The organism is Geodermatophilus sp. SYSU D00698 (assembly GCF_054050335.1).
The window spans coordinates 1-25,062 of record NZ_JBJGZD010000014.1 but is presented as its reverse complement, the minus strand read 5'-3'; the positions used below and the strand labels follow the sequence as shown (position 1 = coordinate 25,062).

Sequence of the window (25,062 nt, the reverse complement as noted above, 5' to 3'; positions counted from 1 at the left end):
CGTGTCCCCCCTGCGGGGGCAGCCGGGCGTTCAGACCGGCGCCCACCGGTAGTGGTAGCGGTGGTGCTCGACGTGGCCGGCCCGGCGGTACAGCGCCCGGGCCGGGGCGTTGGAGGCGGTGACCTGCAGGTACACCCAGCGCGCGCCGTGGTCCGCGCCCCACCGGGTCACCGCCGCCATCACCGCCGTCGCGAGGCCCCGGCGGCGGGCGTCCTCGGCGACGGTGACCGCGCTGACGCCCAGCCAGTCGTCGGTGACCACGCCGCGGGCCACCGCGACCGGCGCCGCGCCCGGCTCCGGCCGCACGGCCGCGAACACGACGACAGGGGCGTTGCCGAGCACGGCGGGCGCGGTGGGCGGCAGCGCGTTCCCGAGGTGCCGGTAGGCGCCCAGCCAGCCGTCGTCGGGGGTGGGGGAGAGCTCGACCGGCACCCCGTCGTCGCCGCCGGGGACCAGCGGGGCGGTGAGCACCAGGACGTCCTCGCCCCGCTCCCACCCCGCGGCGGCGAACGCCGCGTCGGCGCGGCGGGCCTGCACCCCGGGCAGCGCCGCGCCGGGCCGCAGCCCGCGCCCGCGGTACCAGGCGGCCACCGCGCCGACGGCCTCCGGCAGCGGCCGGCCGGGGTCGCCGGTGACCAGCGCGGTGTTGGCCCGGCCCGTGAACCCGCCCCCGGCGCGCAGCAGCCAGTCGCCGAGCGGCTCCTCCTCGGTGCCGCGCCAGCCGCGCGCGGCCACCCGCTCCAGGTCGGCCACGCCGAGGGACGATCGGCTCTGTCCCACGCCCCGATCCTGCGGGTGCGCCCCCGGCGTCCCTCCACCGGGGCGGGCGGGGTCCACCCGTCGCGCCCGGCCCCGGGAGCCGGGGCCATACTGGCGGGCGACACGCGGGCCCGGCGGGAGCCGGGGCCGCTGCCCGCACGTCCCCAGGGAGGACCCACCGTGACCTACGTGATCACCCAGGCCTGCGTCGACGTCCTCGACAAGGCGTGCATCGACGAGTGTCCGGTGGACTGCATCTACGAGGGCGACCGGATGCTCTACATCCACCCCGACGAGTGCGTCGACTGCGGCGCCTGCGAGCCGGTCTGCCCCGTCGAGGCCATCTACTACGAGGACGACGTCCCGGACAAGTGGAAGGACTTCTACAACGCCAACGTGGAGTTCTTCTCCGACCTCGGCAGCCCCGGTGGCGCGGCCAAGACCGGGAAGATCGGCAAGGACCACCCGCTGGTGGCGGCCCTCCCGCCGCAGGGCGAGGGGCACTGACGACCACCGCCCCGGGGACGGCGGCCGGCCGGCTGCCCGACTTCCCCTGGGACAGCCTGGAGGCCGCCCGGGCGCGCGCCGCGCAGCACCCGGGTGGCCTCGTCGACCTGTCCATCGGGACGCCGGTCGACGGGACCCCCGAGGTCCTGCGCACGGCGCTCGCCGCGGCGGGCGACTCCCCGGGCTACCCGACGGCGCTCGGCACCCGTGAGCTCCGGGCCGCGGCGGCCGGCTGGCTGCGGCGCCGGCTCGGCGTCACCGTGGCCGACCCGTTCGGCGCGGACCCGTCGGTGATCCCGACCGTGGGCTCCAAGGAGCTCGTCGCCCTGCTGCCCACGCTGCTGGGCCTGCACGAGGGCACGCTGCTGATCCCTGAGGTGGCCTACCCGACCTACGAGGTGGGCGCGGTCCTGTCCGGGCTCGCCGTGCGCCGCACCGACACCCCGCCCGACGACCCCGCGGGCGTCGTCCTGGTCTGGCTGAACTCCCCGGGCAACCCGCACGGCCGCGTCCTGTCCGACGACGAGCTGCGCACCTGGGTGGCCTGGGGCCGGGCGCACGGCGTGCCGGTCGTCGCCGACGAGTGCTACGCGACGCTCGGCTGGGACGTGCAGCCGCGCTCGCTGCTGCACCCCGCCGTCGCGGGGGAGGACCACACCGGCCTGCTGGCGGTGCACTCGCTGTCCAAGCAGTCGACGGCGGCCGGCTACCGCGCCGGGCTGCTGTCGGGCGACCCGGCGCTGGTCCGGCAGGTGTGGGAGGTGCGCCGCCACCTCGGGCTGCTCGTGCCCGGGCCCGTCCAGGCCGCCATGGCCGCTGCGCTGGCCGACGACGCGCACGTCGACGCGCAGCGCGAGCGCTACGGCGCCCGCCGGGAGCGGCTGGCCGCGGCGGTGCGCGCGACCGGCGCGCGGATCGACCACTCCGAGGCGGGCCTCTACCTGTGGGTCACCCGCGACGAGGACTGCTGGGCGACCGTCGACTGGCTGGCCGGGCTCGGCATCGTCCCCGCGCCCGGCTCGTTCTACGGCCCGGCCGGCGCGCGGCACGTGCGCATGGCGCTGACCGCCACCGACGAGCGGATCGACGCCGCGGTGCAGCGCCTCACCGCCGGGGACCGCGGCCGCCACTAGCCGCCCGCAAGCAGGCGTCAGTCCTCCGCCAGAGCACCGCAAGGGCGCACCGACACGGTGGTCCCCGTCAGCCGGGCAGCCCGCCCGGCCCCGTCGCGGAGGCCCTGCCGTGTTCCTCGTGCTGTTCCTGCTGTTCCCCGTCGCCGTCCTCGTCGCGCTGGTCGCGCTCGAGGCACACCTGCACCGCAACCGCAGCCTGGCCGGCCCGGCCGGGGTGCCCGTGGCCCTCGACCGCCCCGAGCTCCACGGCAGGAGCCGCGCCCGGCTGAGCTGAGCTACCCGCAGTTGCGCTCGCGCTCGTCGGAGCCCAGCGCCGTGGTGAGCGCCTGCGCGAAGCCGTCCCAGCGCTGGTAGGCCTCGGGGAAACCGGAGCGCTGCACCCACTGCGCGGCGTCGGTCAGGCGCATCGTCTCCCAGCCGGGCACCCGCACCAGCCGGTCGTAGAACTGGCCGGCCGCGTACACCGGGTCCTGCACCTGCGCCGGGGTGCCCCAGCCCTGCGAGGGCCGCTGCTGGAACAGGCCGAGGGAGTCGCGGTCGCCGTGGTCGAGGTTGTGCAGCGTCGACTCCTGCATCGCCGTGGCCAGCGCGATGACCACGGCCCGCTCGGGCAGCCCGCGCTGCCGGGCGACGGCCGCGATCGTCTGGGCGTTGCTCCACTGCTCGGCGGACAGCGTCACCGACGTCGAGGGGACGGTGCAGATCCCGGTCGCCGCCGGAGCGGGCGGCTCGGACCGGTCGGCCTTCCACGCCAGGGCGAACACCACGACGATCCCGATCAGGTAGGCGGGCCACCACGTGCGCAGGGCGGCCGGGCCGCCGCGCCGCGGGGTCCGGCCGGCGGGACGCCGGGCGGGGGTGCGCTTCGGGGCGGGCCGGCCGCCGGAGGGGCGCTTGGCGGGCGGGCGCCGGGTACCCGTCGCCGGCCGGCGGGGCGGAGCCGTCCGTGCGCTGGTCATCGCCCCCGACTGTAGGTGCGCTCCCCGGCGGGACCCCGGACGTCGCGGTGCGGACGGGTGTCGTGGGACGGGCGTGATCGCTACCGTGACGGCCGCCTCCGCCGTCCTCCCGCCCGCGATCCCCTGGAGCCCGCATGCCCGACGTCCTGCTGCCCGGCATCACCGCCACCCGCGTGCCCACCGCGCGGCTCACCCAGAACGTGCTGCACCCCGAGGGCACCGACCCGGCCGGCCCCGGCGAGGCGGTGCTCCTCGTGCACGGCAACGTGAGCTCCGCGCTGTTCTGGCAGCAGACGCTGCTGGCGGTGCACGGGACCGGGCGGCACCGGGTGCTCGCCGTCGACCTGCGCGGCTACGGCGACACCGACCCGCTGCCGGTCGACGCGCGCCGCGGGGTCCGCGAGTGGGCCGACGACCTCGGCGCGCTGCTGGACGCGCTGGGCCTGGACCGGGTGCACCTGGTCGGCTGGAGCATGGGCGGGGGCGTCGTCCTGCAGCACCTGCTCGACGCGCCGGGCCGGGTGGCCTCGGTGACGCTGGTCGCGCCGGTGTCGCCCCACGGTTTCGGCGGCACCACCGGACCGGACGGCCGGCGGCTGGCCGACGACGGCGCCGGCTCCGGCGGGGGACTGGCCAACCCGGAGTTCGTGGCGGCGCTGGCGGCGGGCGACACCTCCGACGCGTCGCCGTCCTCACCGCGGTCGGTGCTGCGCGCCTTCTACGTGGCGCCGGGCGCGCTGCCGCTGGACCCGGAGCTCGAGGACGTCTTCGTCGCCGCGATGCTGTCCACCCGCACCGGCGAGGACCACTACCCGGGCGACGCGGTGCCGAGCGACACCTGGCCGGGGACCGCGCCGGGGACGCGCGGGGTGCTCAACACCATGGCGCCCACGGTGTTCGACGTCTCCGGCGTCGCCGACCTGGCCGACAAGCCGCCGGTGCTGTGGATCCGGGGCGACGCCGACGCGATCGTCTCCGACACCTCGGTCTTCGACCTGGCGTACCTCGGGCAGCTCGGCGCCGTGCCGGGCTGGCCGGGCGCCGAGGCCTGCCCGCCGCAGCCGACGGTCACCCAGACCCGCGCCGTGCTCGACCGCTACGCCGCGTCCGGCGGCGCCTACCGCGAGGTGGTCCTGCCCGGGGTGGGGCACTCGCCGCACGTCGAGCGGCCGCAGGAGTTCGTCGTCGCGCTGCTCGAGCACCTCGACGCCCCCGCCGAGGAGCCCGCCGGCCTGACCTGAGGTGCATCTCCGCGGGAGTGCACGGGGCACTCCCGCGGAGATGCCCGCGGAGTCCTAGTCGTTGGCGTGCAGGGCGGCGTTGAGGGCGCCCCACTGGCCCGAGCGCGGCAGCGCCTCCAGGGCACCGGAGACGCTGTTGCGGCGGAACAGCAGCCCGTCGCGGCCGGACAGCTCGCGGCCCTTGACCACCGACCCGTCGGGCAGGGTGATCCGCGAGCCTGCGGTCACGTAGCAGCCGGCCTCGACGACGCAGTCGTCGCCGAGGGAGATGCCGATGCCGGAGTTGGCGCCGAGCAGGCAGCCGGTGCCGATCGAGACGACCTCCTTGCCGCCGCCGGACAGCGTCCCCATGATCGACGCGCTGCCGCCGATGTCGCTGTCGGCGCCGACGACGACGCCCGCGCTGATCCGGCCCTCGACCATCGAGGGGCCGAGCGTGCCGGCGTTGTAGTTGACGAAGCCCTCGTGCATGACCGTCGTCCCCTCGGCCAGGTGCGCACCGAGCCGCACGCGGTCGGCGTCGGCGACCCGCACGCCCGACGGGACCACGTAGTCGACCATCCGCGGGAACTTGTCCACCGACAGCACGGTCACGTGCCCGTGCGCCGCGCGCAGGGTCGCGCGGCGGGCGGGGGTGAGGTCGGTGGCGAGCACCGGGCCGGCGCTGGTCCAGGCCACGTTGGCCAGCAGGCCGAAGACGCCGTCGAGGTTGATCCCGTGCGGGCGCACCAGCCGGTGCGAGAGCAGGTGCAGCCGCAGGTAGACGTCGTGGGCGTCGGCCGGCGGGGCGTCGAGGTCGGCGATGACCGTCCGGACGCCGACCACGCGCACGCCGCGGGCGTCGTCGGTGCGCACCAGGCCGGAGAACTCGTGCCCGAGCTCGCCCTCCAGCTCCAGGGTGCCGAGCTGGTGGGTCCCGGCCGGCCCGTCGCCGCCGAGGGCGGGTGAGGGGTACCAGGTGTCCAGGACGGTGCCGGAGGCGGTGATGGTCGCGATGCCGGCCGCGGCGGCGGAGCGGGGAGCGGTCACGGTCCCGACGCTACCCAGCGACGCCGTGCCGCCCGCCCGTAGGCTCGGGCACCGTGACCGGCGCGCTCGACCTGGACCCGTCCGCCGACGTCCTCACCCTCACCCGGGCGCTGGTCGACACCCCGTCGGTCTCCGGCGACGAGCGGTTGCTCGCCGACGCCGTCGAGGCCGCGCTGCGGGCGCTCGGCGGCCTGGAGGTCGAGCGGGTCGGGAACACCGTGCTGGCCCGCACCACGCTCGGCCGCGACACCCGGATCGTGCTGGCCGGGCACCTGGACACCGTGCCGATCGCGGACAACGTCCCCAGCCGGCTCGAGGACGGGCGCGTCTACGGCTGCGGCACCAGCGACATGAAGTCCGGCGACGCCGTCATGCTGCGGCTGGCCGGCCGCTTCGGCGTCCCGGGGGCGGGACCCGCGCACGACGTCACGTTCGTCTTCTACGACAACGAGGAGGTCGAGTCCGCGAAGAGCGGCCTCGGCCGGGTGGCCCGCGAGCGGCGCGGCTGGCTCTACGGCGACCTCGCCGTCCTCCTGGAGCCCACCGACGGCGAGGTCGAGGCCGGCTGCCAGGGCACGCTGCGGGCGGTGCTGGAGGTGACCGGCCGCCGGGCGCACTCGGCGCGCAGCTGGCTCGGGGTGAACGCGATCCACGGCGCCGCGGGGATCCTCGGCACGCTGGCGGCCTACGAGGCGCGGCAGGTCGAGATCGACGGCTGCACCTACCGCGAGGGGCTCAACGCCGTCCGCGTCGAGGGCGGGGTCGCGGGGAACGTCGTCCCGGACCAGTGCCGGGTGACGGTCAACTTCCGCTACGCCCCTGACCGGGACGAGGACGCCGCGGAGGCCCACGTCCGCGAGGTGTTCGCCGACGCGCTGGCCGGCGGCGCCACGCTGACCGTCGTCGACAACGCCGGCGGCGCGCTGCCCGGGCTGACCGAGCCCGCCGCCGCGGCCTTCGTCGCCGCCGTCGGCCGGCCGGCGCGGGCCAAGCTCGGCTGGACCGACGTCGCCCGGTTCGCCGCCCTCGGCATCCCGGCGGTCAACTACGGCCCCGGGGACCCCCGACTCGCGCACACCCGCGAGGAGTCCGTGCTCGTGGACCGGCTGCAGCCGGCCGAGGACGCCCTGACCGCCTACCTGTCCGGAGGCAGCGCATGACGACCACCCCGCCGCCCGACGGGGCGCGGAGGCCGCGCCCGACCCGTCACCGGGGCCCGATCATGCTGCGCGGCGGCGAGCCGGACCCGCAGGCGGTCGGGACGACGACCGACCAGCGGCTGCTCGACCGCCGCGGGCCGACCGACTGGGTGCACACCGACCCGTGGCGCGTGCTGCGCATCCAGAGCGAGTTCGTCGAGGGCTTCGGCCTGCTCGCCGAGCTGCCGCGGGCGGTCAGCGTGTTCGGCAGCGCCCGCACCAAGCCCGACCACCCGCACTACGCGGCCGGCGTGGAGATCGGCGCGGCGCTGGCGCGGGCCGGCTACGCGGTCATCACCGGGGGCGGGCCGGGCGCGATGGAGGCGGCCAACCGCGGCGCCTCGGAGGCCGGCGGGCTGTCGGTGGGCCTGGGCATCGAGCTGCCGTTCGAGCAGGAGCTCAACGAGTGGGTCGACCTCGGCATCAGCTTCCGCTACTTCTTCGTCCGCAAGACGATGTTCGTGAAGTACGCGCAGGCCTTCGTCATCCTCCCCGGCGGCTTCGGCACCCTCGACGAGCTGTTCGAGGCGCTGACGCTGGTGCAGACCCGCAAGGTCACCCGCTTCCCGGTGGTGCTGTTCGGCAGCGCGTACTGGTCGGGCCTGGTCGACTGGATCCGCGGCACGCTGGTCGAGGCGGGCACGATCAACGCCGGCGACCTGGACCTGTTCACCGTCACCGACGACGTCGACGAGGTCCTCGCGCTGGTCCGCGAGGCGGAGACCGCCCGGCAGAACGGGGACGGCGGCGGGGGCATGCGGGCGCCGCTGGCCCCGCCGGTCGAGCCGGTCGAGGGCTGAGGCGGCCGTGCTGTCCCTGCTGGTCGGGACCGCCGCGGTCGCCGTCGTGGGGGCGCTGCTGTTCCTCGGCGGGTCGCTGCTGCTCGGCCGCGGCGAGACCCAGCCGCCGGCCGAGCTGGACCGCTCGCCGGTCGAGTTGCCCGACGACCGGCCGGTGACCGGCGAGGACGTGCGCGGCCTGCAGGTGTCGGTGGCCGTCCGCGGCTACCGGATGAGCGAGGTGGACTGGCTGCTCGAGCAGCTGGCCCTGGCGCTGGACGAGCGGGACGAGGCGATCGCGGCGCTGCGCGCGGTGCCGCCGCCGCGGGCCGCCGACGCCGACACCGACCCCGACCTGCCCCTGCCGGACGGCGACGGGGCGGGCGGGGCGCCGACCGGGGACGGGGCGCGCCGCGATGCCTGAGCTGGTCCTGCCGGTGCACGTGGCGGCGCCCCAGGAGCAGGTGTGGGCGGCGCTCACCGACTGGCGCGGCCAGGGGCGGTGGATGCCGGCGACCGACGTCGAGGTGGTCACCGCCGCGGAGGAGGGGGTCGGCGTGCGGCTGGCCGCGCGGACGGGCGTCCCGCTGCCGTGGCGGCGCGGCCGGCACCTCGGCGTGCTGGACACGATGGTGGTCACCGAGTGGGACCCGCCGCGGCGGGTGGTCGTCCAGCACACCGGCCGGATCGTGCGCGGGCCGGGCATCTTCGAGCTGACGCCCGCCGGGGGCGGCACCGACCTGGTCCTGACCGAACGGTGGTACCCGCCGTTCGGGCTGCTCGGCCGGGCCGGCTGGCCGCTGGCGCGCCCGTTCGTCGTCGCGGGCTTCCGGGTCGCGCTGCGCCGGTTCGCCCGCTTCGCCCGCACCTATCCCGGCTGAGCGGCCGCCCGGACCGCGTCGCGGCTGACGTACCAGCGCCGCCACAGCAGCGCCGCCGTCAGCACGGTGACCACCGTGCCGCCGTCGTACATGAGCCGCGCGCCCTCCTGGGCGCCGACGGTGCCCGCGGGCGGGGAGGCGTAGAGGGCCTTGGCCAGGACGTCGTGCGCGGCCGCCCCGCCGGCCAGCGCCAGCGCGCGCACGGCGACCGGCCGGCGGTGCGGCGCCGGGTCGACGGCGAGCACCGCGGCGGTGGCGAGGTACCCGCTGACCAGCACGTGCAGCCAGACGAGCGCGGCCGGGACCGGCCGGTGCGCGACGGCGGTGTGGAGCCCCGTGCCGTAGAGCAGCCACAGCCCGGCGGCGTTGAGCGGGACGGCGACCAGCGGGTCGGCCAGCCACCGGGCGGGGGCGGTGCGCAGCAGCCGGGCCAGCCGGCGCGCGGCCGGCGGCGGCAGGGCGCGCAGCGCGAGGGTGACCGGGGCGGCGAGCACGAGCAGCAGCGGGGCGACCATGCCCACCAGCAGGTGCGCGGCCATGTGCGCGTGCAGGTCCGTGTGGGCGGTGCCCGGCCCGGCGACCGCCCCCGCGGCGGCGGCCAGCCCGGCGAGCCACGCGGCGGTGCGGGCCAGCGGCCACGGACGGCGGCAGCGCCAGGTGGCGGCGACGTAGGCGGCGGCCGCGGCGAGCAGCAGCGCGAGGACGGCGGTCACGGGCGCGGGACCGGGCGTCCCCGCGCGCGCAGGAGCAGCAGGACCCCGGCGGCCAGCAGCGCCACGCCGGGCAGCACCCACGCGACGTCGTAGCCGGTGAGGTCGACGCCGTAGCGCACCTGGTGCAGCCGCAGCAGCTTGTGGTGCACCAGGCCGTCCCACACCTGGAAGGCGCCGGCGCCGGTGAGCACCGCGCCCCACCACAGGACGGCGGCGAACGGGCCGCGGCGGCGGGCGTCGGCCAGCAGCGCCAGCCCCGCGACCGCGGCGGAGAACGTGCCGGCGTGCAGCAGCCCGTCGGAGACCAGGCCGGCCGCGCCGCCGGCCCGGTCGTAGAAGTGGTGCCAGTGCAGCAGCTGGTGGAAGACGATCTCGTCCACCGCGCCCGCGGTGCCGGCGCCGAGCAGCAGGCCGGAGACCAGCAGCCGGCGCCGGGGCGCGGGCCGGGGGAGTGCGTCGGGCACGGGGCCCTCCCGTCGTCGCGTGTCCCCGGGCGCTGCCCGGCCGGTGCCGCCGGGAAACGGGCCCGGCTGGACCGTGCCCCTGGGGCGTGCCGCACGCTCGTCGGCGTGAGCGGAGACCTGCTGCGGGCCGGCGAGTTCCTGCGGCGCACCCGGCTGTCGGCCAAGGCGCTGCGGCTGTACGCCGAGCAGGGGCTGCTCGTGCCCGACGCGGTGGACCCGTGGAGCGGCTACCGCGGCTACGCGGCCGGGCAGGTCGAGCGGGCCCGGCTGATCGCCGCGCTGCGCCGCGCGGGCATGCCCCTGGCCCGCGTGCGCGACGTCGTCGACCTCGGCCCGCGGGAGCGGCGCGCCGCCGTCGCCCGCTGGTGGGCCGGCGTCGAGGACGACGTCCGGCGCCGCCGCGCGCTGGTCGCCGCGCTGACCGCGGAACCGACGGAGGAGGACGACGTGTACGAGGTGTCCCTGCGCGCGGTGCCCGAGCGGACCGTGCTGACCGCCGAGCGGCGGCTGACCGTGGACGAGCTGGACGGGTTCGTCACCGGCGCGTCCGGCGAGATCGCCGCCCACCTGGAGCGCTCCGGCGCCGCCCCCGCCGGCCCCCTGCGGGTCGTCTACCACGGCACGGTCACCGAGGACGGCGACGGGCCGGTCGAGGTCGTGCAGCCGTTCACCGGCCGGGTGGTGCCGGCGGGGGAGCTGCGGATCCGGCTGCAGCACGCCGGGCGCGAGGCGGTCACCCGCCTGTCCCGCCGGCAGGCGGAGTTCCCCGGGATCCTGGGGGCCTACGACGCGGTCGGCGCCTGGGTGGACGCCCGCGGGCTCGAGCGCGCGGGCAGCCCGGCGGAGGTCTACCGGAGCCCGCGGGACGCCGACCCGGACGCCCCGCACGTCGAGGTGGCCTGAGTCAGCCGCGCGAGACCGCCAGCCGTGCGCCGAACGCGAGCAGCGCGCAGCCGGTGAACGCGTCGAGGGCCCGGCGGACCGGGCGGCGCGCCAGCACCCGCCGCGCCCGGGACAGCCCCGCCACGAGCAGGAGCAGCCAGACCAGCCCGACCGCCGCGTGGGTGAGCGCGTAGGCCAGCAGCACCGGCACGGCGGTGCCCGGCGCGAGGAACTGCGGCAGGACGGCGAGGTAGAAGGCGAGCACCTTCGGGTTGGTCACGTTGCTGAGGAAGCCCTGGCGCAGGCCGGTGAGCGCGGCCCGCCCGGCGTCGGGCCCGCCGTCGCCGAGGTCGGGGTAGCGGCCGCGCACCGCCGAGCGGAACGCCTGCAGCGCGAGGAACGTCAGGTAGGCGACCCCCGCCCAGCGGATCGCCTGGAACAGCGGCTCCACGCGGACGACCAGCGCGGCCAGGCCGGTCGCGGCCGCCGCACCCTGCAGGACGTTGGAGACGGTGATGCCGACCGCGCTCCACGAGCCGCGCACCCGGCCGCCGCCGAGGGTGTTGCGCATGACGACGGCGACGTCCGGCCCCGGCACGAGGACCAGCACGACCGCGAGGACGACGAAGGTCCCGTACCCCGACCACTCCACGCGGCCGACGGTACGCAGCGGCCACCGCGGGCCGGTGCGTCCCGAGGGGTGCCGGGGTCAGTCCCGCGCGGGGACCGGCGCCCCCGGGCCCAGGCGCTCCACCTCCGGACCCGGGCAGTCGAGGGCCGCCTCGCGCCGGGCGCGGTCGCGGCGCTCCAGGCGGGCGCGCAGCCCGTCGAGGAACAGCGCCAGACCCTCCTCGAACCGCTCCTCGTCGCCGCCGGCCGTGGGGACCGCGGCCGCGAGGATGGGGAAGCGGTCCGGGTCGCCGGGCGGTCCGCCGCCCGGCTCGCCCGTCGGCCGGTCCAGCGCCGTCTGCGTCTCCAGCGCGTCCCCGAGGACGAACGAGCCCAGCGCGGTGACCACGCGCACCGCCTCACCCGGCTCCAGCCCCGCCTCCACCAGGGCGCGCAGCGTGCGCTCGATGCCGGGCAGCGCCACCTCGGTGGGCCGGTTGCCGGCCACCACCTGGACGCTGTCGCGGTGGGCGAGCAGCAGCGCCCGGCGCGCCCGGCTCGCCTCGGCCAGCCACTCCCAGACCGGCTCGCCCGGGCGCGGCGCCCGCGTGCTCTCCGGCACCTCCGCCAGGACGGAGTCGGCCACCAGGTCCAGGAGGTGCCGCTTGTCCCTGACGTGCCAGTAGAGCGTCGGCGCGCTCACGCCCAGCCGCGCGGCGACCCCGCGGAGGGTCAGCCCCGCGAGGCCCTCGTCGTCGAGCACCTCGACGGCGGCGCGGACGACGTCGTCCCTCGAGATCGGCACCTTGACACTCTAACGGTGTTCGAGGACGCTGGCAGAGTGACTCTAACGGCGTTAGGGACCCCTTCGGGGGAGGCCGCTGCCGACCGTCCGCCCGCGGTCGAGGTCGCCGGTCTGGTCAAGACGTTCGACGAGGTCGAGGCCGTGCGCGGCATCGACCTGTCGGTGCGCGGGGGAGAGCTGTTCGGCTTCCTCGGTCCGAACGGTGCGGGCAAGTCCACGACCATCAAGATCCTGTGCACGCTGCTGCGACCCACCGCCGGCACCGCCCGCGTGGCCGGCTTCGACGTCGTCCGCGACCGCACCGAGGTGCGCCGGCACATCGGCCTGGTGTTCCAGGAGACGACCCTCGACGACCACCTGACCGCCGAGCAGAACCTCCGCTTCCACGCCGACATCTACGGGATGCCCAGGGCCGAGGTCGCGCCGCGGATCGACGTCGTCCTCGAGATGGTCGGCCTGACCGACCGCCGCGCCTCGCTCGTGCGCACCTTCTCCGGCGGCATGAAGCGCCGGCTGGAGATCGCCCGTGGGCTGCTGCACTCCCCGCGCGTGCTGTTCCTCGACGAGCCGACCATCGGGCTGGACCCGGAGTCGCGGGCGTCGTTGTGGCGCTACGTCGACCGGCTGCGCGCCGAGGAGGACATCACCGTCTTCCTCACCACGCACTACATGGACGAGGCCGAGCGCTGCGACCGCATCGCGATCGTCGACGCGGGCCGGATCGGCGCGCTGGACACGCCCTCGGCGCTCAAGGCCAGCGTGGGGCACGACCGGGTGCGGGTCGTGACCACGGACGACGACGCCGCCGAGGCGCTCGTGCGCGAGCGGCTGGGCGTGGAGACGGAGCGGGAGGGCGGCGCGCTCGTCGTCCTCACCCCCGACGGCGAGCAGTTCGTGCCGCGGCTGTTCGAGCTCGGCCTCACGGTGCGCTCGGTGAGCGTGTCCCGGCCGACGCTGGACGACGTGTTCCTGGCCTACACCGGCGCGCGCATGGCCGACCGCCAGGCCGCGGCCGGCCGCAGCCCGATGGTGGCGGCGATGCTCCGGGGAGGCCGGCGATGACGGCGACCACCGCTCCCGTCCGGCTCGCCGGCCGCGGGCTGCGGCACGAGCTGCGCGCGGTGAAGGTCGTCTGGCGCCGCGACCTCCTGCGGTTCCGCACCGACCGCGGCCGGATCCTGTCGTCGTTCGCCCAGCCGCTGCTGTTCCTGTTCGTGCTGGGCGAGGGCCTGGGCGCCACGATCCCGGTCGACACCTTCGGCGACGCCGACTACTCGACGTTCCTGTTCCCCGGCGTGCTGGCCACCTCGGTCATGTTCACCGCCGTCTTCTCGGCGATCTCCATCGTCTGGGACCGCGAGCTCGGCTTCCTGCGGGAGATGCTCGTCGCGCCGGTCAGCCGGACCAGCATCGTGCTGGGCAAGGCGCTGGGCGGGGCGACCGTGGCGACGCTGCAGTCGGTCGTCCTGCTGGCGCTCGCCGGGCTGGTCGGCGTCCCGTACGCGCCGCTGATGATCGTGGGCACGATCGCGCTGCTGTTCCTTGTCGCGTTCTCGATCACCGCGCTCGGCCTGGTCATCGCCGTCCGCGTCGACCAGATCCAGACCGTGATGCCCCGGGTGCAGCTGCTGCTCGCGCCGCTGATGTTCCTGTCCGGCGCCTTCTTCCCGGTCAGCGGCGCGCTGCCGGGGTGGCTGCACGTACTGGCGCTGGCCAACCCGATCACCTACGGCGTCGACGCCGTGCGGCGGCTGGTCCTCCGGTACGTCGACCCCGCCGCCGCCGACGCCGTCGCGCTGCACTGGGGCGACTGGCCGGTGCCGGTCTGGCTCGACGTCGTCGTCGTGGCCGGGGTGGGCGCCGCGCTGCTCGCCGTCGCCGCCTGGCTGTTCAGCCGCCCCGAGTAGGGGAAGGACCACCCTTCCCCCCACGCCTCGCGAGCTCGGCGCGGGCCCCTGAAGGGTGGCCGTCCCAGCACCTCACCTGCGCCGGCGGGCGGCCACGAACGCCATGGCCTCCTCGGCGAGGGCGAGGTCGGACTCGGGTGTGCCGTGGTCGATGGCGACCCACTCGCGCATCGGGGTGCCGTTGGCCGCGGCGAAGGGCAGTCCGGTGCCGGCGGTGACCAGGCCCTCGACGCGGTGACGCGGCAGCTTCAGCACCAGCGCGCCGCCGACGACCATCGCGAAGATGGACCCGTCGACGGTGAGCGCGCCCGAACCGAAGCCCCGCCCCCCGCCCGCGCCGGGCGGGCCGACGCCGGGCCGGGTGGCGAGGGCCTCCACCAGGAGGTCGAAGCGCCGGCCGGGGTCCACGACGAGGAGTCCAACGCCGGTCACCGGGGATGCGCAACGGGGACGCGCACCGGATCGGTGAGGATGTCGCGGTGAGTCGTCGCGGATGGGCGCTGTTCCTGGCCATGTCGGTCATCTGGGGAGTGCCCTACCTGCTGATCAAGGTGGCGGTCGAGGAGACGTCGCCGGTGGTCGTCGTCTTCGCCCGGTGCGTGATCGGAGCGGCGCTGCTGCTGCCGTGGACGCTCGCCCGCGGGCAGGTGCGGCCGGCGCTGCGGCACTGGCGGGCGCTGCTGGTGTTCACGGTCCTGGAGATGACCGGGCCGTGGCTGCTGCTGTCCTACGCCGAGGTGTCGCTGTCGAGCTCGCTGACCGGGCTGCTGGTGGCGTCGGTGCCGTTCGTCGCCGCGCTGGCCGCGCGGCTGCTGGGCGGTGAGGAGCGGCTGACGCCGGTGCGGCTCGCGGGCATGGGGCTGGGCGTCGTCGGCATCGCCGCGCTGCTCGGGCTCGACGTGGAGGGCATCGCGCTGCTGCCGGTGCTCGCCGTCGTGCTGGTGGTCGTCGGCTACGGCACCGCGCCGCTGGTGGCCAGCCGGTCGCTGGCCGACGTCCCGGGTGTGGCGGTCAGCGCGCTCGCGCTGACGATCACCGCCCTGGTGTACGCGCCGTTCGCGCTGCCACGGGTCGGGGAGGTGGCCGACGCGTCGGTGCCCGCCCTGGCGTCGCTGGTCGCGCTCGGGGTGGTGTGCACGGCGGTGGCGCTGGTGCTGTTCTTCGCGCTCATCCGCGAGGTCGGGCCGCAGCGGGCGCTGGTGATCACGTTCGTGAACCCGGCGGTCGCCGTGCTGGCCGGCGTCCTGCTCCTCGGGGAGCCGTTCACCCTCGGCCTCGCCGTCGGGCTGCCCCTGGTGCTCGTCGGCTGCGTGCTCGCCACCCGGCGCAACGCCCCGGCTCCGGCTCCCGCTGCGGTGGACGCCGCGGTCCCCTGAGGCCCGCGGTCACGCCGGGGCGGACAGCCGCCCGCGGAGGCGGTCGCGGACTGTCGGTTGCACGACGTGCACGGACGGGCGACGGTGCCCAGCGCCGCGCGTGCCTGAGGCCGGTCCTGCAGACCGTGTGCGCCGCTGCCCGTGTCCCTGAAGGCGGCTTTAGGGCCACGTTCTGGTCGCTTACCCCTCCGCCACCATCGCTGAGAACATCACCCGGGAAAGACGTGCGGCGCCCACGCGAACGGGGCGCCCGTGCGCTTGCCGCACCTCCGGCAGATTTTGTCGTCCACACTCAAGGGCTGCTCGCCGTCCGGATGTCGCTGGACGTAGGAGTGAAACCCGAAGCGGCACCGCAGTGGCTTCCGAGTCATGGGCCGATGCTAAGAGTCGTCGATCCCGCCCAGGAGGGGACTACGGCCCTGCGCGCCCCAATCGCCCAAAGTGGGCCGCTCAAGGACAAAGCTCAGCCGGCCCAGCCGGCGAGAAAGCCGGCGACCTGGTGGGAGGCGTGGCGCTCCAGGGCTTCGCCGGTGATGTCGTAGCTGCCCAGGGTGGTCCCCGGGCGGGCGTGGCGCAGCAGTCGCTGCACATCGCGCAGCGGGATGCCCTGGTTGAGCCCGACGGTGCCCACGGTGCGACGCAGTGCGTGCGGGCCGATGGACCGGGAGATCCCGGCTGCCTTGGCGGTCGCGGCGACGTAGCGGTAGACGGTGCGCCGGTCCATGCCGGCGCCGGTCCGGGTCCGCAGCAGCGGCCCGGCGGTGCGGCCGTCGATGGCGACCTGGACGGCGCCGAGGGCGGGGATGGGCACCGGCACGCGGGCGGGCTTGTCGCCCTTGCCCAGGACGGTGAGGGTGGCGTAGCCGCGGACGGTGCCGAAGGACGGCACGGTCAGGGTGGCCATCTCCGTGGCGCGCAGGCCCATCATTCCGCCGAGCACCGCGATGGCGTGGTGGCTGGTACCCAAGGTGCGGGCGGTGGTGAGGAACGCGGCGTACTCCAGCACGGTGAGCACCTTCCGGCGCTGCAGCTCGCGCTGGATCTTCGGCCGGGTGACGCGGGCGCAGGGATCGGCCGGGACCAGCTCCTCCTCATACGCCAGGCGGTAGAGGCTGGCGACGGCGTCGTAGTGCGCGGCCACTGAGGCGCGGGAGAGCCCGGAGTCGGCGACGGCGCGCAGCCGCAGCTCGACGTCGGCGCGGCGGGCGGCCAGCGGATCGATGCGCCGGTTGGCGCACCACCTGCTCCAGCGCGGCAGATAGCTGGCGTAGGTCTGCTGGGTGGAGGGCTTGTAGCGGGACAGCCGCCAGGCGGCGAGCTCATCCCAGGCCGCATGCCCGGAGGACGGCAAGATCACAGGTGTCATACGCGACCGGACGGGCAACAGCCGAGGACTGGCCCCGATCGCGCCGCGGCCTTGCCCAAGCAGACGCGAACGAGGGATCAGCTGTCGCCTATCGGTGTGAGAGGCCCGCGTCGACCGCCCGGCCGGACCGGGGTGCGACAGAGCGGCCCACCTTAGGACACACCAGGCGGACGGCTGGGGCCGAGGATGTGCCGTCTGAAGGTCGAGGAGGCGGCCAGTCAAGGACGTCAGCGACCCAGGGCCAAGTCCCCCGGGGGTACGCACGTCAATCGGACCGAAGCTGACCCTGTCTCTCGACTTGAGTGATGACGTCGGCCGACCGAAGTGACCCAGGACAGTCGCCCTCGCTGTTACTCAGGGAGAACAGAAGAAGTGAACACAGGCGGATTCCTCATCCTGCTCGTGATCGGTCTGGCCCTGCAGGTCGGCATCATCGCACTCGCGGTTCAACTTGGAACCGGAAAGGTCCATGGTGAGCTGATTGCGTTGCGAAAGGCGGTCGAAGGCAACCGCACCCTCTGACGAGGAAGAGGGTCGTAGCTCAACGGCAGAGCATCGAGCCACACGTTCCGGTTCGACTCCGGACGACCCGCTTTCGGCGAAGCGCCGGCAGAAGCCAGCAGGTGTGGCGCCTGCCAGAGCAGCTGGCGGCGAGCCGCGGCCGGTGCCATAGGCCGCCCTCAGGGACGCGTCAGCGGGCCCGCGGTCACCGTCGTCGGCGAGGGATCCTCGACGGACGGGGCTTTCCGGCCCCGGATGTCAAGGTCCCGCCGAGGTTGCCGCTGCCGTCCGGGCGGCGCTCGCGAGGGCAACCACCCGCGCCGGGAGGACGGAGATCGTCGTGACGGGACCTATGCACCAGCGGTCGAAGGCGACACTGGACGCCGACATCCGCGCCCGGCGCCGCACCGCGCTGGTCGTCAACGTCCGGTCCCGCCGGGGACGCCGTCACTTCGCGGCGGTGCACCAACGGCTGCAGGCCACCGTGCAGCTGGTCGACGTGCGCCCGGTCGCCGACCCTGGGGGCCTGCCCGAGGCGCTCGCCGCCGCGGCCGACAGCGGCGCTGACCTCGTGGTGGTGGGCGGCGGCGACGGCACGCTGAGCGAGGCCGCGCACCAGCTCGCCCACCGCGACGTCTGCCTCGGCGTGGTTCCGCTCGGCACGACCAACAACTTCGCCCGCGGCCTCGGTCTGCCGCTGCGCCTGCCCGCCGCCCTGGGCGTGCTCACCGCCGGCAGGGTCGCCGACGTCGACCTCGGCCACGTGGCCGGGCGCCACTTCGCCAATCTGACCAGCCTGGGGTTGTCGGTGCAGGTCGCCGAGCACGTTCCGCACCGGCTCAAGCGGGTACTCGGCCGCGCTGCCTATCCGCTGACCGCGCTCGCCCTGCTGCCCGGCCACCGGCCCTTCACCGCGCGCCTGCGCATCGGCGAGGAGGTCCACGAACTCGTAACCCACCAGCTCAACATCGCCAACGGCAGTCACCACGCCGGCCGGGCGATCGCCTCCGACACCGGCCTCGACGACCGCGAGCTGGTGGTGTACCGGCTCGGCGACGCCAACCGGCTCCGGCTGAGCCTCGCGACCGTCCGCCAGACGGTCCTCGGGCCCCGCCGGCCGCTGGCCCGCACCCGGTTCCTTACGGCCGGCGAGGTCTGGGTGGAGACCGACCCGCCCCTCGCGCTCGACGTCGACGGCGAGATCCGCGGACGCACGCCGGTGCGGATCGCGCTCGAGGCCAACGCGCTGCGGGTGATGGTCGGCACGGACTTCCCCGACCGCCAATCTCCACTCTCCTCGCGGTCACGGGCCCTCCTGGGACGAGGAGCGCCGGCTCCCTCCGCCACGGAGCAGGGTGATTCGTCCGCACCGCCGCCCGCGTGGGCTTCCTGTTCCGCGCCAGTGACCGCGCCGTGGCGATCAATTGCGCCCTGCAGGCGCGGACGTGGGCCGAGCAGCTATCCGGCCCGCCTCCCGGTCGTCGAGGAGTTCAGCGGCCACCGAGGGCCCCTGAGCGGCAAGGCGCAGACGCTGTCCCGCCAGGAAACGCGCAACGGCGACCTCCGGGCGAAGCGGGGAGCCAACCGCCGGTCTCCCGCAGGGGATCCGGCTCCGGCGACGACGAACGCAGACTCACCGCGTCCCTCAAGGCGGCCTGAGGGACATCGATCGGGGACATGAGGCGCTTCCTGGGGCGCCGCTTCCGGTGAACCGTTCTCGACTTGAGCGCTCCGCCGGGACTTGACGTCGCACTTGCATTTTGCAAGTGGGGCCCGCATGAGCCTCTTCATCACCTGCCCGGTCGAGAACGTCGAGCGCGCAACCGCCTTCTACACCGCCCTCGGCTGAACCCTCAACGCCGAGATGTCCGATCACAACGTCTCGTGCTTCGCGATCGCGCCCGAGCAGTACGTCATGCTCGCCAGCCGCGAGATGTACGCGAGCGTTGGCGGCGTCGAGGAGCTGGTCGGCGGACCTCACACGCCCTCGAAGGTCACGGTCTCGTTCGACCTCGGCAGCCGCGAGGCGGTCGACGAGCTCACCGAGCGCGCCGGCGCCGCCGGCGGGCGGATCGGTGACACCGACGACTACCCCTTCATGTACCAGCGCCAGTTCGACGACCCCGACGGCTACCACTACTCGCCGTTCTGGATGAAGCCGGACGACGATCCGACCGCGTGAGCGACCTCGCCGCCGCCCTCGACATCGTCGGAGCACGGTGGGCACTGCTCGTCGTGGAGCGGCTGCTCGACGGGCCGCAGCGCTACGGCGATCTGCAGCGCGACCTCGGAGTGCCGACGAACATGCTCGCGACCCGCCTGCGCGAGCTCGAAGCGGCCGGCGTGCTGACCCGTCTGCCGCTCCGGCACAACACCCGGGCCTACGCGCTGACCGATCGCGGGCTTGCCCTACGCGAGGCGATCGTCGCGCTCGCACGCTGGGGCGCCGAGCAGGCCTAGGGGTGGTGTGGAATCGCGATGCGCTACAGGGGCTCAGCCGCGGCGGGGCCTGTCTCATGGTGGGCCGCTCAGGGGCACCGGCAGCAGTGACGGCTCGTGTTCTCCGCAGGACAGCTCCTGGTCCCGCACGTGACCGGAGTGGCTCTCAGGCGACGGGTGCGAGCAGGGGTGCCGGGGTGGTGATCTCGGTGCCGTCGGGCCGGCGGGTGCGCCAGGTGCCGCTCGGTTGTCGCTCGACGCGGAACCCGTGGTGGACCTTGGTGTGGTGGCGTTCGCACAGCAGGGCTGCGTTGTCGAGGCTGGTGTCGCCGCCGTCGATCCAGTGGACCAGGTGGTGGACGTCGCACCACCAGGTCGGTGCACTGCAGCCGGTGAACACGCACCCGCCGTCGCGGAGTTCGGCGGCGCGGCGGATGTGGCGGCTCATCAGCCGCTGCTCCCGGCCGAGGTCCAGCGGGGCGCCGTCGGGACCGAAGACCACGCGGGAGACGGCGCCGTCGCAGGCCAGCCAGCGGGCGCGGGCGGCGGAGATGGTGGCGCCGAAGCCCATCCGCCCGGCGTTCGGACGCCCGTGCGGGTCGACCAGGTTGTCGAGGTCGATGACGACGGCGATCTGCGGCCTATGCCCCCGCAGCGTCGGCAGCGACCCGGCGGCGAGGGCGTTGTCGGCGACCTGCACCAGCGCGTCCCCGAGGCGTTGGGCGCGGGTGCGCCCGTCGCCGGCGGGGCGGTCGGCCTGCACGTGCGCCTCGAGTGCGGCCTGCAGCTTCTCGCCGCCCACGGCGTCCAGGTGCCCGCGGATGGTGAGGGAGCCGTCGGCGTGCCGGGCCAGCGTCAACGACCGCCCCTCGGTGGGGTCCGGTTCGGGCCCGTCCGGGTCGAGGTCGTTGCAGTAGTGCTGCACCACCTGAGCCAGGTCGGCGTGCGGCTGCTCGACCGCCACGCCGGTGAAGACCGCGTCGATCACCGCCAGGTCCACGCCCTGCTCGACGGCCGAGGCCAGCCGCTCCAGTGTCACCGCCTCGGCCGCCTTCGCCATCTGCTCCGAGGTCGCCAGTCCGGCGTCGTGTGCCTCGGCGAGGGCGGGCAGGTGCTCCAGTGCCCGCCCGGTGCGCACCAGCCGCGCGGCGGCGGCACCGGAGAGCCGGCAGTGCCCGCGCAACCACGAGGCCATCGACGCCAGGCCGTCGCGCTCCGGCGCCCGGGACAGCTCCGCGGCACGGACCGCGCGGGCGAGGCGGGCGTCGATCCGGTTGCGCTCGGCGACCAGCGCGGCGACGTCGTCGAGGACGTCACCGCTTCCCGGCTCACCCGAACACATGATCGAAGTCTAGTGGGTCCGACGACCGCCTGCACCCTGAATCCCCAGGTCAGCGGTCCGTCCACAGATCTCCGATCGCCGTCGTGCAGCCGGGCCGGACGGCCGTAGGAGGTGTCCATGACGACCGACCTGTCGGACGGCGGCACTAGCGTCACCGTCGTGGAGCCCGTGCCGACCACCGACCGCGTGCGTTGCGCCTGGGGCGACAGCGCCCCCGAGTACGTCGCCTACCACGACGAGGAGTGGGGCACCCCGCTGCACGGCGACGACGCCCTGTTCGAGCGGCTCTGCCTCGAGGCGTTCCAGTCCGGCCTGTCCTGGATCACCATCCTGCGCAAGCGCCCCGCGTTCCGGGCCGCCTTCGCCGGCTTCTCCATCGACGCCGTCGCCGCCTTCACCGCCGACGACGAGGCCCGCCTGATGGCCGACGCCGGCATCGTCCGCAACCGCGCCAAGATCGCCGCCGCGATCCGCAACGCCCGCGCCGCGCAGGAGGTCCCCGAGGGTCTCTCGGCGCTGCTGTGGTCGTTCGCGCCGACGGGAGGGCGCCCGCGACCGGCCACTCTCGCCGACGTCCCGGCCACCAGTCCGGAGTCCACCGCGATGGCCAGGGAGCTCAAGCGGCGGGGCTTCGTCTTCGTCGGACCGACCACCGCCTACGCCCTCATGCAGGCCACCGGCATGGTCGACGACCACGTCGCGACCTGCTTCCGCGCCACCCGGGAGGGGGCTCCGGTTGGTTCCGCGGCAGTCATACGGGATCATGGGTAGCGGAGCTCACTGCACCGAGACACAGCCACACCGCAGCCGCACAGGGGCGACGGGTGGCCGGCGAAGGAGGCACGCATGGCGGCCATGAAGCCGCGCACGGGTGAAGGTCCCCTGGAGGTCACCAAGGAGGGGCGCGGCCTGGTCATGCGGGTGCCGCTCGAGGGCGGCGGCCGGCTGGTCGTCGAACTGTCCCCCGACGAGGCCGCGGCGCTGTCCGAGGCGCTGAAGGGCGCGACCAGCTGAACGTCCCCGCGAGCTCGCCCTCGGGCAGCACCGCGCAGGACGACGCGGCCCCGGCCACCGGCAGCACGCCGGCGACCGGGGCCGCACCCTTGCCGCAGGTCGAACTGGTGGCCCGCCTGCCGCACCTCACAGGGGACGACGTCCTCGCCGTCCCGGTCGGGTCCGGCGGCACGCTGCCGACCTGGCTGACCTCGCCCGCCCCCGGCACCGCCCCGCCGGTCCCGGCCGACCTGCTCGCCGGCGCGCTCCAGGACACCGGCAACACCGGACGGCCCGGCAAGGTCACCGACCTGCCCGTCCCGGGCCGCTCCCCGCGCAGCGTCGTCGCCGTCGGCCTGGGCGACGGGACGCTGCCGCACCTGCGCGGCTACGTCGCCACCGCCGTGCGCCGCGCGCAGACCCTCGCCGAGCACGGCGCCACCCGGCTGGTCCTGCCCCTCGACGGCGCTGCCGCCCCCGCCGGCGCCGACGAGGTCCGCGCCGCCGTCGAGGCCGCGCTGCTGGCCGGCTACCGGTTCCGCGAGACGTCGAAGCCGCACCCGCGCCGGCTGGCCACCGTCACCGTGGTCGCCGCTGGCGCCGACGACCCGGCCGTCGTCGCCGCTGCCCGCGCCGGGCAGGTCACCGGGTCCGCCGTCGCCTGGGCCCGCGACCTGGTCAACACCCCGAGCAACACGAAGGACCCCGCCTGGCTGGCCGGGCAGGCCGTCGAGCGGCTCTCCGGGCTGCCGCACGTGACCGTCACCGTGCTCGGCCCCGAGGAGCTCGCCGCGGGCGGCTTCGGCGGCGTGCTCGCCGTCGGCGGCGGCTCGGCGTCCCCGCCGCGGGTCGTCGTCGCCGCGTACGAGCCGCCCGGCGCCCGGCCCGGCCGGCCGGTGCTGGTCGGCAAGGGCATCACGTTCGACACCGGCGGCCTGCAGATCAAGCGCGGCCCCGGCATGCGCGAGATGAAGACCGACATGGCCGGGGGAGCGGCGGTGCTCGCCGCGGTCGACGCCGCCGCGCGGCTGGGGCTGCCGGTCGCGGTCACCGCCGTCGTCCCGGCCGCGGAGAACGCGGTGTCCGGGTCGTCCTACCGGCCGGCCGACGTCGTCCGGCACGTCGGCGGGCGCACCACCGAGGTCAGGAACACCGACGCCGAGGGCCGGATGGTGCTCGCCGACGGCCTCGCCCACGCCCGGCTGCACCTCGGCGCCACCGCGCTGGTCGACGTCGCCACGCTCACCGGCGCGATGCGCACCGCGCTCGGCGCCCGCACGGCCGGGCTGTACGCCACCACCGACGGGCTGGCCGGCGCGCTGTCCACCGCCGCGCTGCACGCCGGCGAGCGGGTCTGGCGGATGCCGTTGGCCGAGGAGTACGCCGACCTGCTCGACAGCGACGTCGCCGACGCGAACAACGCCCCCGGCAACCCCGGCGGCACCACCGCCGCGCTGTTCCTGCGCCCGTTCGCCGGCGACCTGCCGTGGGCGCACCTCGACATCGCGGGCCCGGCCCGGGCCGGCTCCGACGACGCCGAGGTGGTCAAGGGCGGCACCGGGTTCGGCGTCCGCACGCTGCTGCGCTGGCTGGAGGCCGGCGCCCCGCTCGACCCGCCGCCGACCGTGACGGACTGAGGAGCCCATGAGCACCGACGACACCGGAGTCGTCTTCCCCGCCGGCCCCGACGGGCGGCGCAGCACCGCGGCGGTCGGGCGCGCCGTCGTCGCCGACGCGCTGCGCCCGGTCGACCCGACCGGCGCCCGCGCCGCCGAGTCCGAGACCAACTGGCGGGCGGGCTACCTGGTGCACTTCCGCCGCCTGGTCGAGGCGGGGCTCGCCTCCCCGGACGCGGCCCGGGCCATCGCCGCGGCGGGCCTGGACGCCGTGCACGCCCGGCTGCGGGTGGCCGCCGACGACGGCGAGCAGCCGCTGGCCGCGCTGCCCGCGGCGCCGGCCGGCCGGGTGCTGCGGACCCGCGAGGTGGCCGGCACCGCCGAGCCCGAGCGCGAGTTCACGCTGCCCTTCCACGGCCGGCGGCTGCGCGGCGACGACCTGCTGCGCCAGGTGGACACCTGGGTCGAGGGCGGCATCGCCGAACCCAGCCTCGGCGAGGCGGTGCGCACCGTGGCCGCGCACCCGGAGTGGCTGGCGCTGCCCGGCCGGACCGTCGTCGTGCTCGGCGCGGGCGCGGAGATGGGCCCGCTGACGGCGCTGCTGCGGTGGGGCGCCACCGTGGCCGGGGTCGACCTGCCGCGGCCGGACCTGTGGCGGCGGGTGCTCGACACCGCCCGCCGCGGCGCCGGACGGCTGCTGCTGCCCGCCACCGCCGACGACGGCGACCTCGCCGGCACCGCGGGCGCCGACCTCGTGCGCGAGGTGCCCGCCGTCGGCGACTGGGTGGCCGGCCTGCCCGGCGACCCGGTGCTCGGCGACTACGTCTACGCCGACGGCGCCACCAACGTGCGGGTGTCGGCGGCGGTCGACGCGCTCACCCTCCGCCTGCAGCGCGACCGTCCCGACCTCGCGCTGGCCTTCCTCGCCACGCCCACCGACGTCTTCGCCGTCCCGGGCGACGCCGTCGAGCAGTCGGCGCGCGCCTACGCCGGCCGCTCCCGCGCCGGCAAGCTCCTCGGCCGGCCGCTGCGCACCCTCTCGGCCGGGCGGCTGCTGCAGCGGGCGTACGTGCCGGGCACCGACCCGGGCATCAGCGACAGCCTGGTCGCGCAGCAGGGCCCGAACTACGCGCTGGCCAAGCGGCTGCAGCGGTGGCGGGCGACCGTCGCGCGGGCGGCCGGGACGACGGTGTCGATGAACGTCGCGCCGCCCACCCGCACCCGCTCGGTGGTGAAGAACCGCGCGCTGGCCGCCGCCTACGCCGGGGCGCACCGCTTCGGCGTCGAGGTGTTCGAGCCGGCGACGTCGAACGTGCTCATGGCCGCGCTGCTGGTGCACGACCTGCACACCGGAGGCGGGCCGCGGCACGAGCAGCCGTGGCAGGACGAGGCGTACGCCGCCGTCCACGGCGGGCTGTGGCGGGCGGCCTACGCGCCGCGCAGCGCGCTCGGGCTCGCCGCGGTGCTGGGCCTCGGTGCCGCGGGGGGGGGGGGCCCCCCCCGGGGGGGCGGCGCCCCGCCGGGGCGGGGCCCCCCGGGCCCCCGGGCCCGGAAACCTCCAT

30 protein-coding genes are annotated in these 25,062 nt (G+C 76.0%); 20 read left to right on the top strand and 10 right to left on the bottom strand.

Annotated features, from left to right (window positions below):
* Window positions 1-30: 30 nt before the first annotated feature.
* On the bottom strand, window positions 31-780 hold the full coding sequence (locus ACI8AB_RS13950; RefSeq protein WP_456950593.1) for a GNAT family N-acetyltransferase: 750 nt from the start codon (window positions 778-780) through the stop codon (window positions 31-33).
* Between the two features lie 159 nt (window positions 781-939).
* Here ACI8AB_RS13950 and fdxA point away from each other — a divergent pair, with 159 nt between their 5' ends.
* From fdxA to ACI8AB_RS13935, 3 genes are all read left to right on the top strand, one after another.
* The gene (gene fdxA / locus ACI8AB_RS13945; protein ID WP_012947287.1) at window positions 940-1,266 is read left to right on the top strand and encodes a ferredoxin; all 327 of its coding nucleotides are present in this window, start codon (window positions 940-942) and stop codon (window positions 1,264-1,266) included.
* Window positions 1,263-2,399 (top strand): succinyldiaminopimelate transaminase, encoded by a 1,137-nt coding sequence (gene dapC / locus ACI8AB_RS13940; protein ID WP_456950670.1) that lies wholly within the window; start codon window positions 1,263-1,265, stop codon window positions 2,397-2,399. Before fdxA ends, dapC begins: the two co-directional genes overlap by 4 nt.
* 109 nt (window positions 2,400-2,508) lie before the next feature.
* Complete coding sequence (locus ACI8AB_RS13935) at window positions 2,509-2,673, top strand: hypothetical protein (RefSeq protein ID WP_456950592.1); 165 nt, start codon at window positions 2,509-2,511, stop codon at window positions 2,671-2,673.
* A 1-nt stretch (window position 2,674) separates the two neighbouring features.
* Here the strand turns inward: ACI8AB_RS13935 and ACI8AB_RS13930 are convergent, their stop codons facing one another.
* Complete coding sequence (locus ACI8AB_RS13930; protein ID WP_456950591.1) at window positions 2,675-3,358, bottom strand: hypothetical protein; 684 nt, start codon at window positions 3,356-3,358, stop codon at window positions 2,675-2,677.
* A 134-nt stretch (window positions 3,359-3,492) separates the two neighbouring features.
* Between ACI8AB_RS13930 and ACI8AB_RS13925 the strand changes: the two genes are divergently transcribed.
* Entirely contained in the window at window positions 3,493-4,599 is a 1,107-nt protein-coding gene (locus ACI8AB_RS13925) for an alpha/beta fold hydrolase (RefSeq protein WP_456950590.1), read from the top strand.
* 54 nt (window positions 4,600-4,653) lie between these two features.
* Here the strand turns inward: ACI8AB_RS13925 and dapD are convergent, their stop codons facing one another.
* Complete coding sequence (gene dapD / locus ACI8AB_RS13920) at window positions 4,654-5,628, bottom strand: 2,3,4,5-tetrahydropyridine-2,6-dicarboxylate N-succinyltransferase (protein WP_456902307.1); 975 nt, start codon at window positions 5,626-5,628, stop codon at window positions 4,654-4,656.
* A gap of 53 nt (window positions 5,629-5,681) precedes the next feature.
* On the opposite strand from dapD, the gene dapE reads away from it, so the two are divergent.
* From dapE to ACI8AB_RS13900, 4 genes are read left to right on the top strand one after another with little or no spacing between them, the layout of a single operon-like run.
* A complete protein-coding gene (gene dapE / locus ACI8AB_RS13915) occupies window positions 5,682-6,788 on the top strand; it encodes a succinyl-diaminopimelate desuccinylase (protein WP_456950589.1) in 1,107 nt (368 codons plus the stop codon).
* Window positions 6,785-7,627: an LOG family protein gene (locus ACI8AB_RS13910; RefSeq protein WP_387986273.1), complete on the top strand. Its 843-nt coding sequence runs from the start codon at window positions 6,785-6,787 to the stop codon at window positions 7,625-7,627. The genes dapE and ACI8AB_RS13910 overlap by 4 nt, the downstream gene beginning before the upstream one ends.
* Before the next feature lie 7 nt (window positions 7,628-7,634).
* Entirely contained in the window at window positions 7,635-8,030 is a 396-nt protein-coding gene (locus ACI8AB_RS13905) for a DivIVA domain-containing protein (protein WP_456950588.1), read from the top strand.
* Window positions 8,023-8,487 (top strand): SRPBCC family protein, encoded by a 465-nt coding sequence (locus ACI8AB_RS13900; RefSeq protein ID WP_456950587.1) that lies wholly within the window; start codon window positions 8,023-8,025, stop codon window positions 8,485-8,487. The genes ACI8AB_RS13905 and ACI8AB_RS13900 overlap by 8 nt, the downstream gene beginning before the upstream one ends.
* On the opposite strand, the gene ACI8AB_RS13895 is transcribed toward ACI8AB_RS13900, so the two are convergent.
* Complete coding sequence (locus ACI8AB_RS13895; RefSeq protein WP_456950586.1) at window positions 8,475-9,200, bottom strand: cytochrome c oxidase assembly protein; 726 nt, start codon at window positions 9,198-9,200, stop codon at window positions 8,475-8,477. The two genes, ACI8AB_RS13900 and ACI8AB_RS13895, sit on opposite strands and share 13 nt — an antisense overlap.
* A complete protein-coding gene (locus ACI8AB_RS13890) occupies window positions 9,197-9,664 on the bottom strand; it encodes a DUF2243 domain-containing protein (protein WP_456950585.1) in 468 nt (155 codons plus the stop codon). Before ACI8AB_RS13890 ends, ACI8AB_RS13895 begins: the two co-directional genes overlap by 4 nt.
* Before the next feature lie 105 nt (window positions 9,665-9,769).
* On the opposite strand from ACI8AB_RS13890, the gene ACI8AB_RS13885 reads away from it, so the two are divergent.
* Window positions 9,770-10,567 (top strand): MerR family transcriptional regulator, encoded by a 798-nt coding sequence (locus tag ACI8AB_RS13885; RefSeq protein ID WP_456950584.1) that lies wholly within the window; start codon window positions 9,770-9,772, stop codon window positions 10,565-10,567.
* Window position 10,568: 1 nt separating this feature from the next.
* On the opposite strand, the gene ACI8AB_RS13880 is transcribed toward ACI8AB_RS13885, so the two are convergent.
* Together ACI8AB_RS13880 and ACI8AB_RS13875 are read right to left on the bottom strand one after the other, a co-directional pair.
* Window positions 10,569-11,198 (bottom strand): LysE family translocator, encoded by a 630-nt coding sequence (locus tag ACI8AB_RS13880; RefSeq protein WP_456950583.1) that lies wholly within the window; start codon window positions 11,196-11,198, stop codon window positions 10,569-10,571.
* A 57-nt stretch (window positions 11,199-11,255) separates the two neighbouring features.
* Window positions 11,256-11,960, bottom strand: a complete 705-nt coding sequence (locus ACI8AB_RS13875; RefSeq protein WP_456950582.1) for a TetR/AcrR family transcriptional regulator C-terminal domain-containing protein — start codon at window positions 11,958-11,960, stop codon at window positions 11,256-11,258.
* 15 nt (window positions 11,961-11,975) lie between these two features.
* On the opposite strand from ACI8AB_RS13875, the gene ACI8AB_RS13870 reads away from it, so the two are divergent.
* On the top strand, window positions 11,976-13,022 hold the full coding sequence (locus ACI8AB_RS13870; protein WP_456950581.1) for an ATP-binding cassette domain-containing protein: 1,047 nt from the start codon (window positions 11,976-11,978) through the stop codon (window positions 13,020-13,022).
* A complete protein-coding gene (locus ACI8AB_RS13865) occupies window positions 13,019-13,867 on the top strand; it encodes an ABC transporter permease (protein WP_456950580.1) in 849 nt (282 codons plus the stop codon). Before ACI8AB_RS13870 ends, ACI8AB_RS13865 begins: the two co-directional genes overlap by 4 nt.
* A 72-nt stretch (window positions 13,868-13,939) precedes the next feature.
* Here the strand turns inward: ACI8AB_RS13865 and ACI8AB_RS13860 are convergent, their stop codons facing one another.
* Window positions 13,940-14,275, bottom strand: coding sequence for a hypothetical protein (locus ACI8AB_RS13860; RefSeq protein WP_456950579.1), 336 nt, complete (start codon window positions 14,273-14,275; stop codon window positions 13,940-13,942).
* Between the two features lie 71 nt (window positions 14,276-14,346).
* Here ACI8AB_RS13860 and ACI8AB_RS13855 point away from each other — a divergent pair, with 71 nt between their 5' ends.
* Complete coding sequence (locus ACI8AB_RS13855) at window positions 14,347-15,243, top strand: DMT family transporter (protein ID WP_456950578.1); 897 nt, start codon at window positions 14,347-14,349, stop codon at window positions 15,241-15,243.
* A gap of 463 nt (window positions 15,244-15,706) precedes the next feature.
* On the opposite strand, the gene ACI8AB_RS13850 is transcribed toward ACI8AB_RS13855, so the two are convergent.
* Window positions 15,707-16,600, bottom strand: a complete 894-nt coding sequence (locus ACI8AB_RS13850; RefSeq protein ID WP_456950577.1) for a tyrosine-type recombinase/integrase — start codon at window positions 16,598-16,600, stop codon at window positions 15,707-15,709.
* A 381-nt stretch (window positions 16,601-16,981) separates the two neighbouring features.
* On the opposite strand from ACI8AB_RS13850, the gene ACI8AB_RS13845 reads away from it, so the two are divergent.
* The 4 genes from ACI8AB_RS13845 to ACI8AB_RS13830 all read left to right on the top strand — a co-directional run bounded on the left by ACI8AB_RS13845 (window position 16,982) and on the right by ACI8AB_RS13830 (window position 19,570).
* Window positions 16,982-17,131 (top strand): hypothetical protein, encoded by a 150-nt coding sequence (locus ACI8AB_RS13845; protein WP_456950576.1) that lies wholly within the window; start codon window positions 16,982-16,984, stop codon window positions 17,129-17,131.
* 331 nt (window positions 17,132-17,462) lie between these two features.
* Complete coding sequence (locus ACI8AB_RS13840; protein WP_456950669.1) at window positions 17,463-18,791, top strand: YegS/Rv2252/BmrU family lipid kinase; 1,329 nt, start codon at window positions 17,463-17,465, stop codon at window positions 18,789-18,791.
* A gap of 183 nt (window positions 18,792-18,974) precedes the next feature.
* A complete protein-coding gene (locus ACI8AB_RS13835; RefSeq protein WP_456950575.1) occupies window positions 18,975-19,292 on the top strand; it encodes a VOC family protein in 318 nt (105 codons plus the stop codon).
* Window positions 19,289-19,570 (top strand): winged helix-turn-helix transcriptional regulator, encoded by a 282-nt coding sequence (locus tag ACI8AB_RS13830; protein WP_179717690.1) that lies wholly within the window; start codon window positions 19,289-19,291, stop codon window positions 19,568-19,570. The genes ACI8AB_RS13835 and ACI8AB_RS13830 overlap by 4 nt, the downstream gene beginning before the upstream one ends.
* Before the next feature lie 145 nt (window positions 19,571-19,715).
* Here ACI8AB_RS13830 and ACI8AB_RS13825 read toward each other — a convergent pair whose 3' ends face one another.
* Window positions 19,716-20,891 carry a DUF222 domain-containing protein gene (locus ACI8AB_RS13825; RefSeq protein ID WP_456950574.1) on the bottom strand — a complete coding sequence of 392 codons (1,176 nt, stop codon included), beginning with the start codon at window positions 20,889-20,891 and terminating at the stop codon, window positions 19,716-19,718.
* A gap of 117 nt (window positions 20,892-21,008) precedes the next feature.
* On the opposite strand from ACI8AB_RS13825, the gene ACI8AB_RS13820 reads away from it, so the two are divergent.
* From ACI8AB_RS13820 to ACI8AB_RS13805, 4 genes are all read left to right on the top strand, one after another.
* On the top strand, window positions 21,009-21,662 hold the full coding sequence (locus ACI8AB_RS13820) for a DNA-3-methyladenine glycosylase I (protein WP_456950573.1): 654 nt from the start codon (window positions 21,009-21,011) through the stop codon (window positions 21,660-21,662).
* A 75-nt stretch (window positions 21,663-21,737) separates the two neighbouring features.
* Complete coding sequence (locus tag ACI8AB_RS13815; protein WP_012947303.1) at window positions 21,738-21,905, top strand: DUF3117 domain-containing protein; 168 nt, start codon at window positions 21,738-21,740, stop codon at window positions 21,903-21,905.
* Between the two features lie 107 nt (window positions 21,906-22,012).
* The gene (locus ACI8AB_RS13810) at window positions 22,013-23,521 is read left to right on the top strand and encodes a leucyl aminopeptidase family protein (RefSeq protein ID WP_456950572.1); all 1,509 of its coding nucleotides are present in this window, start codon (window positions 22,013-22,015) and stop codon (window positions 23,519-23,521) included.
* 7 nt (window positions 23,522-23,528) lie between these two features.
* On the top strand, window positions 23,529-25,062 hold a 1,534-nt coding region (locus ACI8AB_RS13805; RefSeq protein ID WP_456950571.1), incomplete at its 3' end, for a hypothetical protein.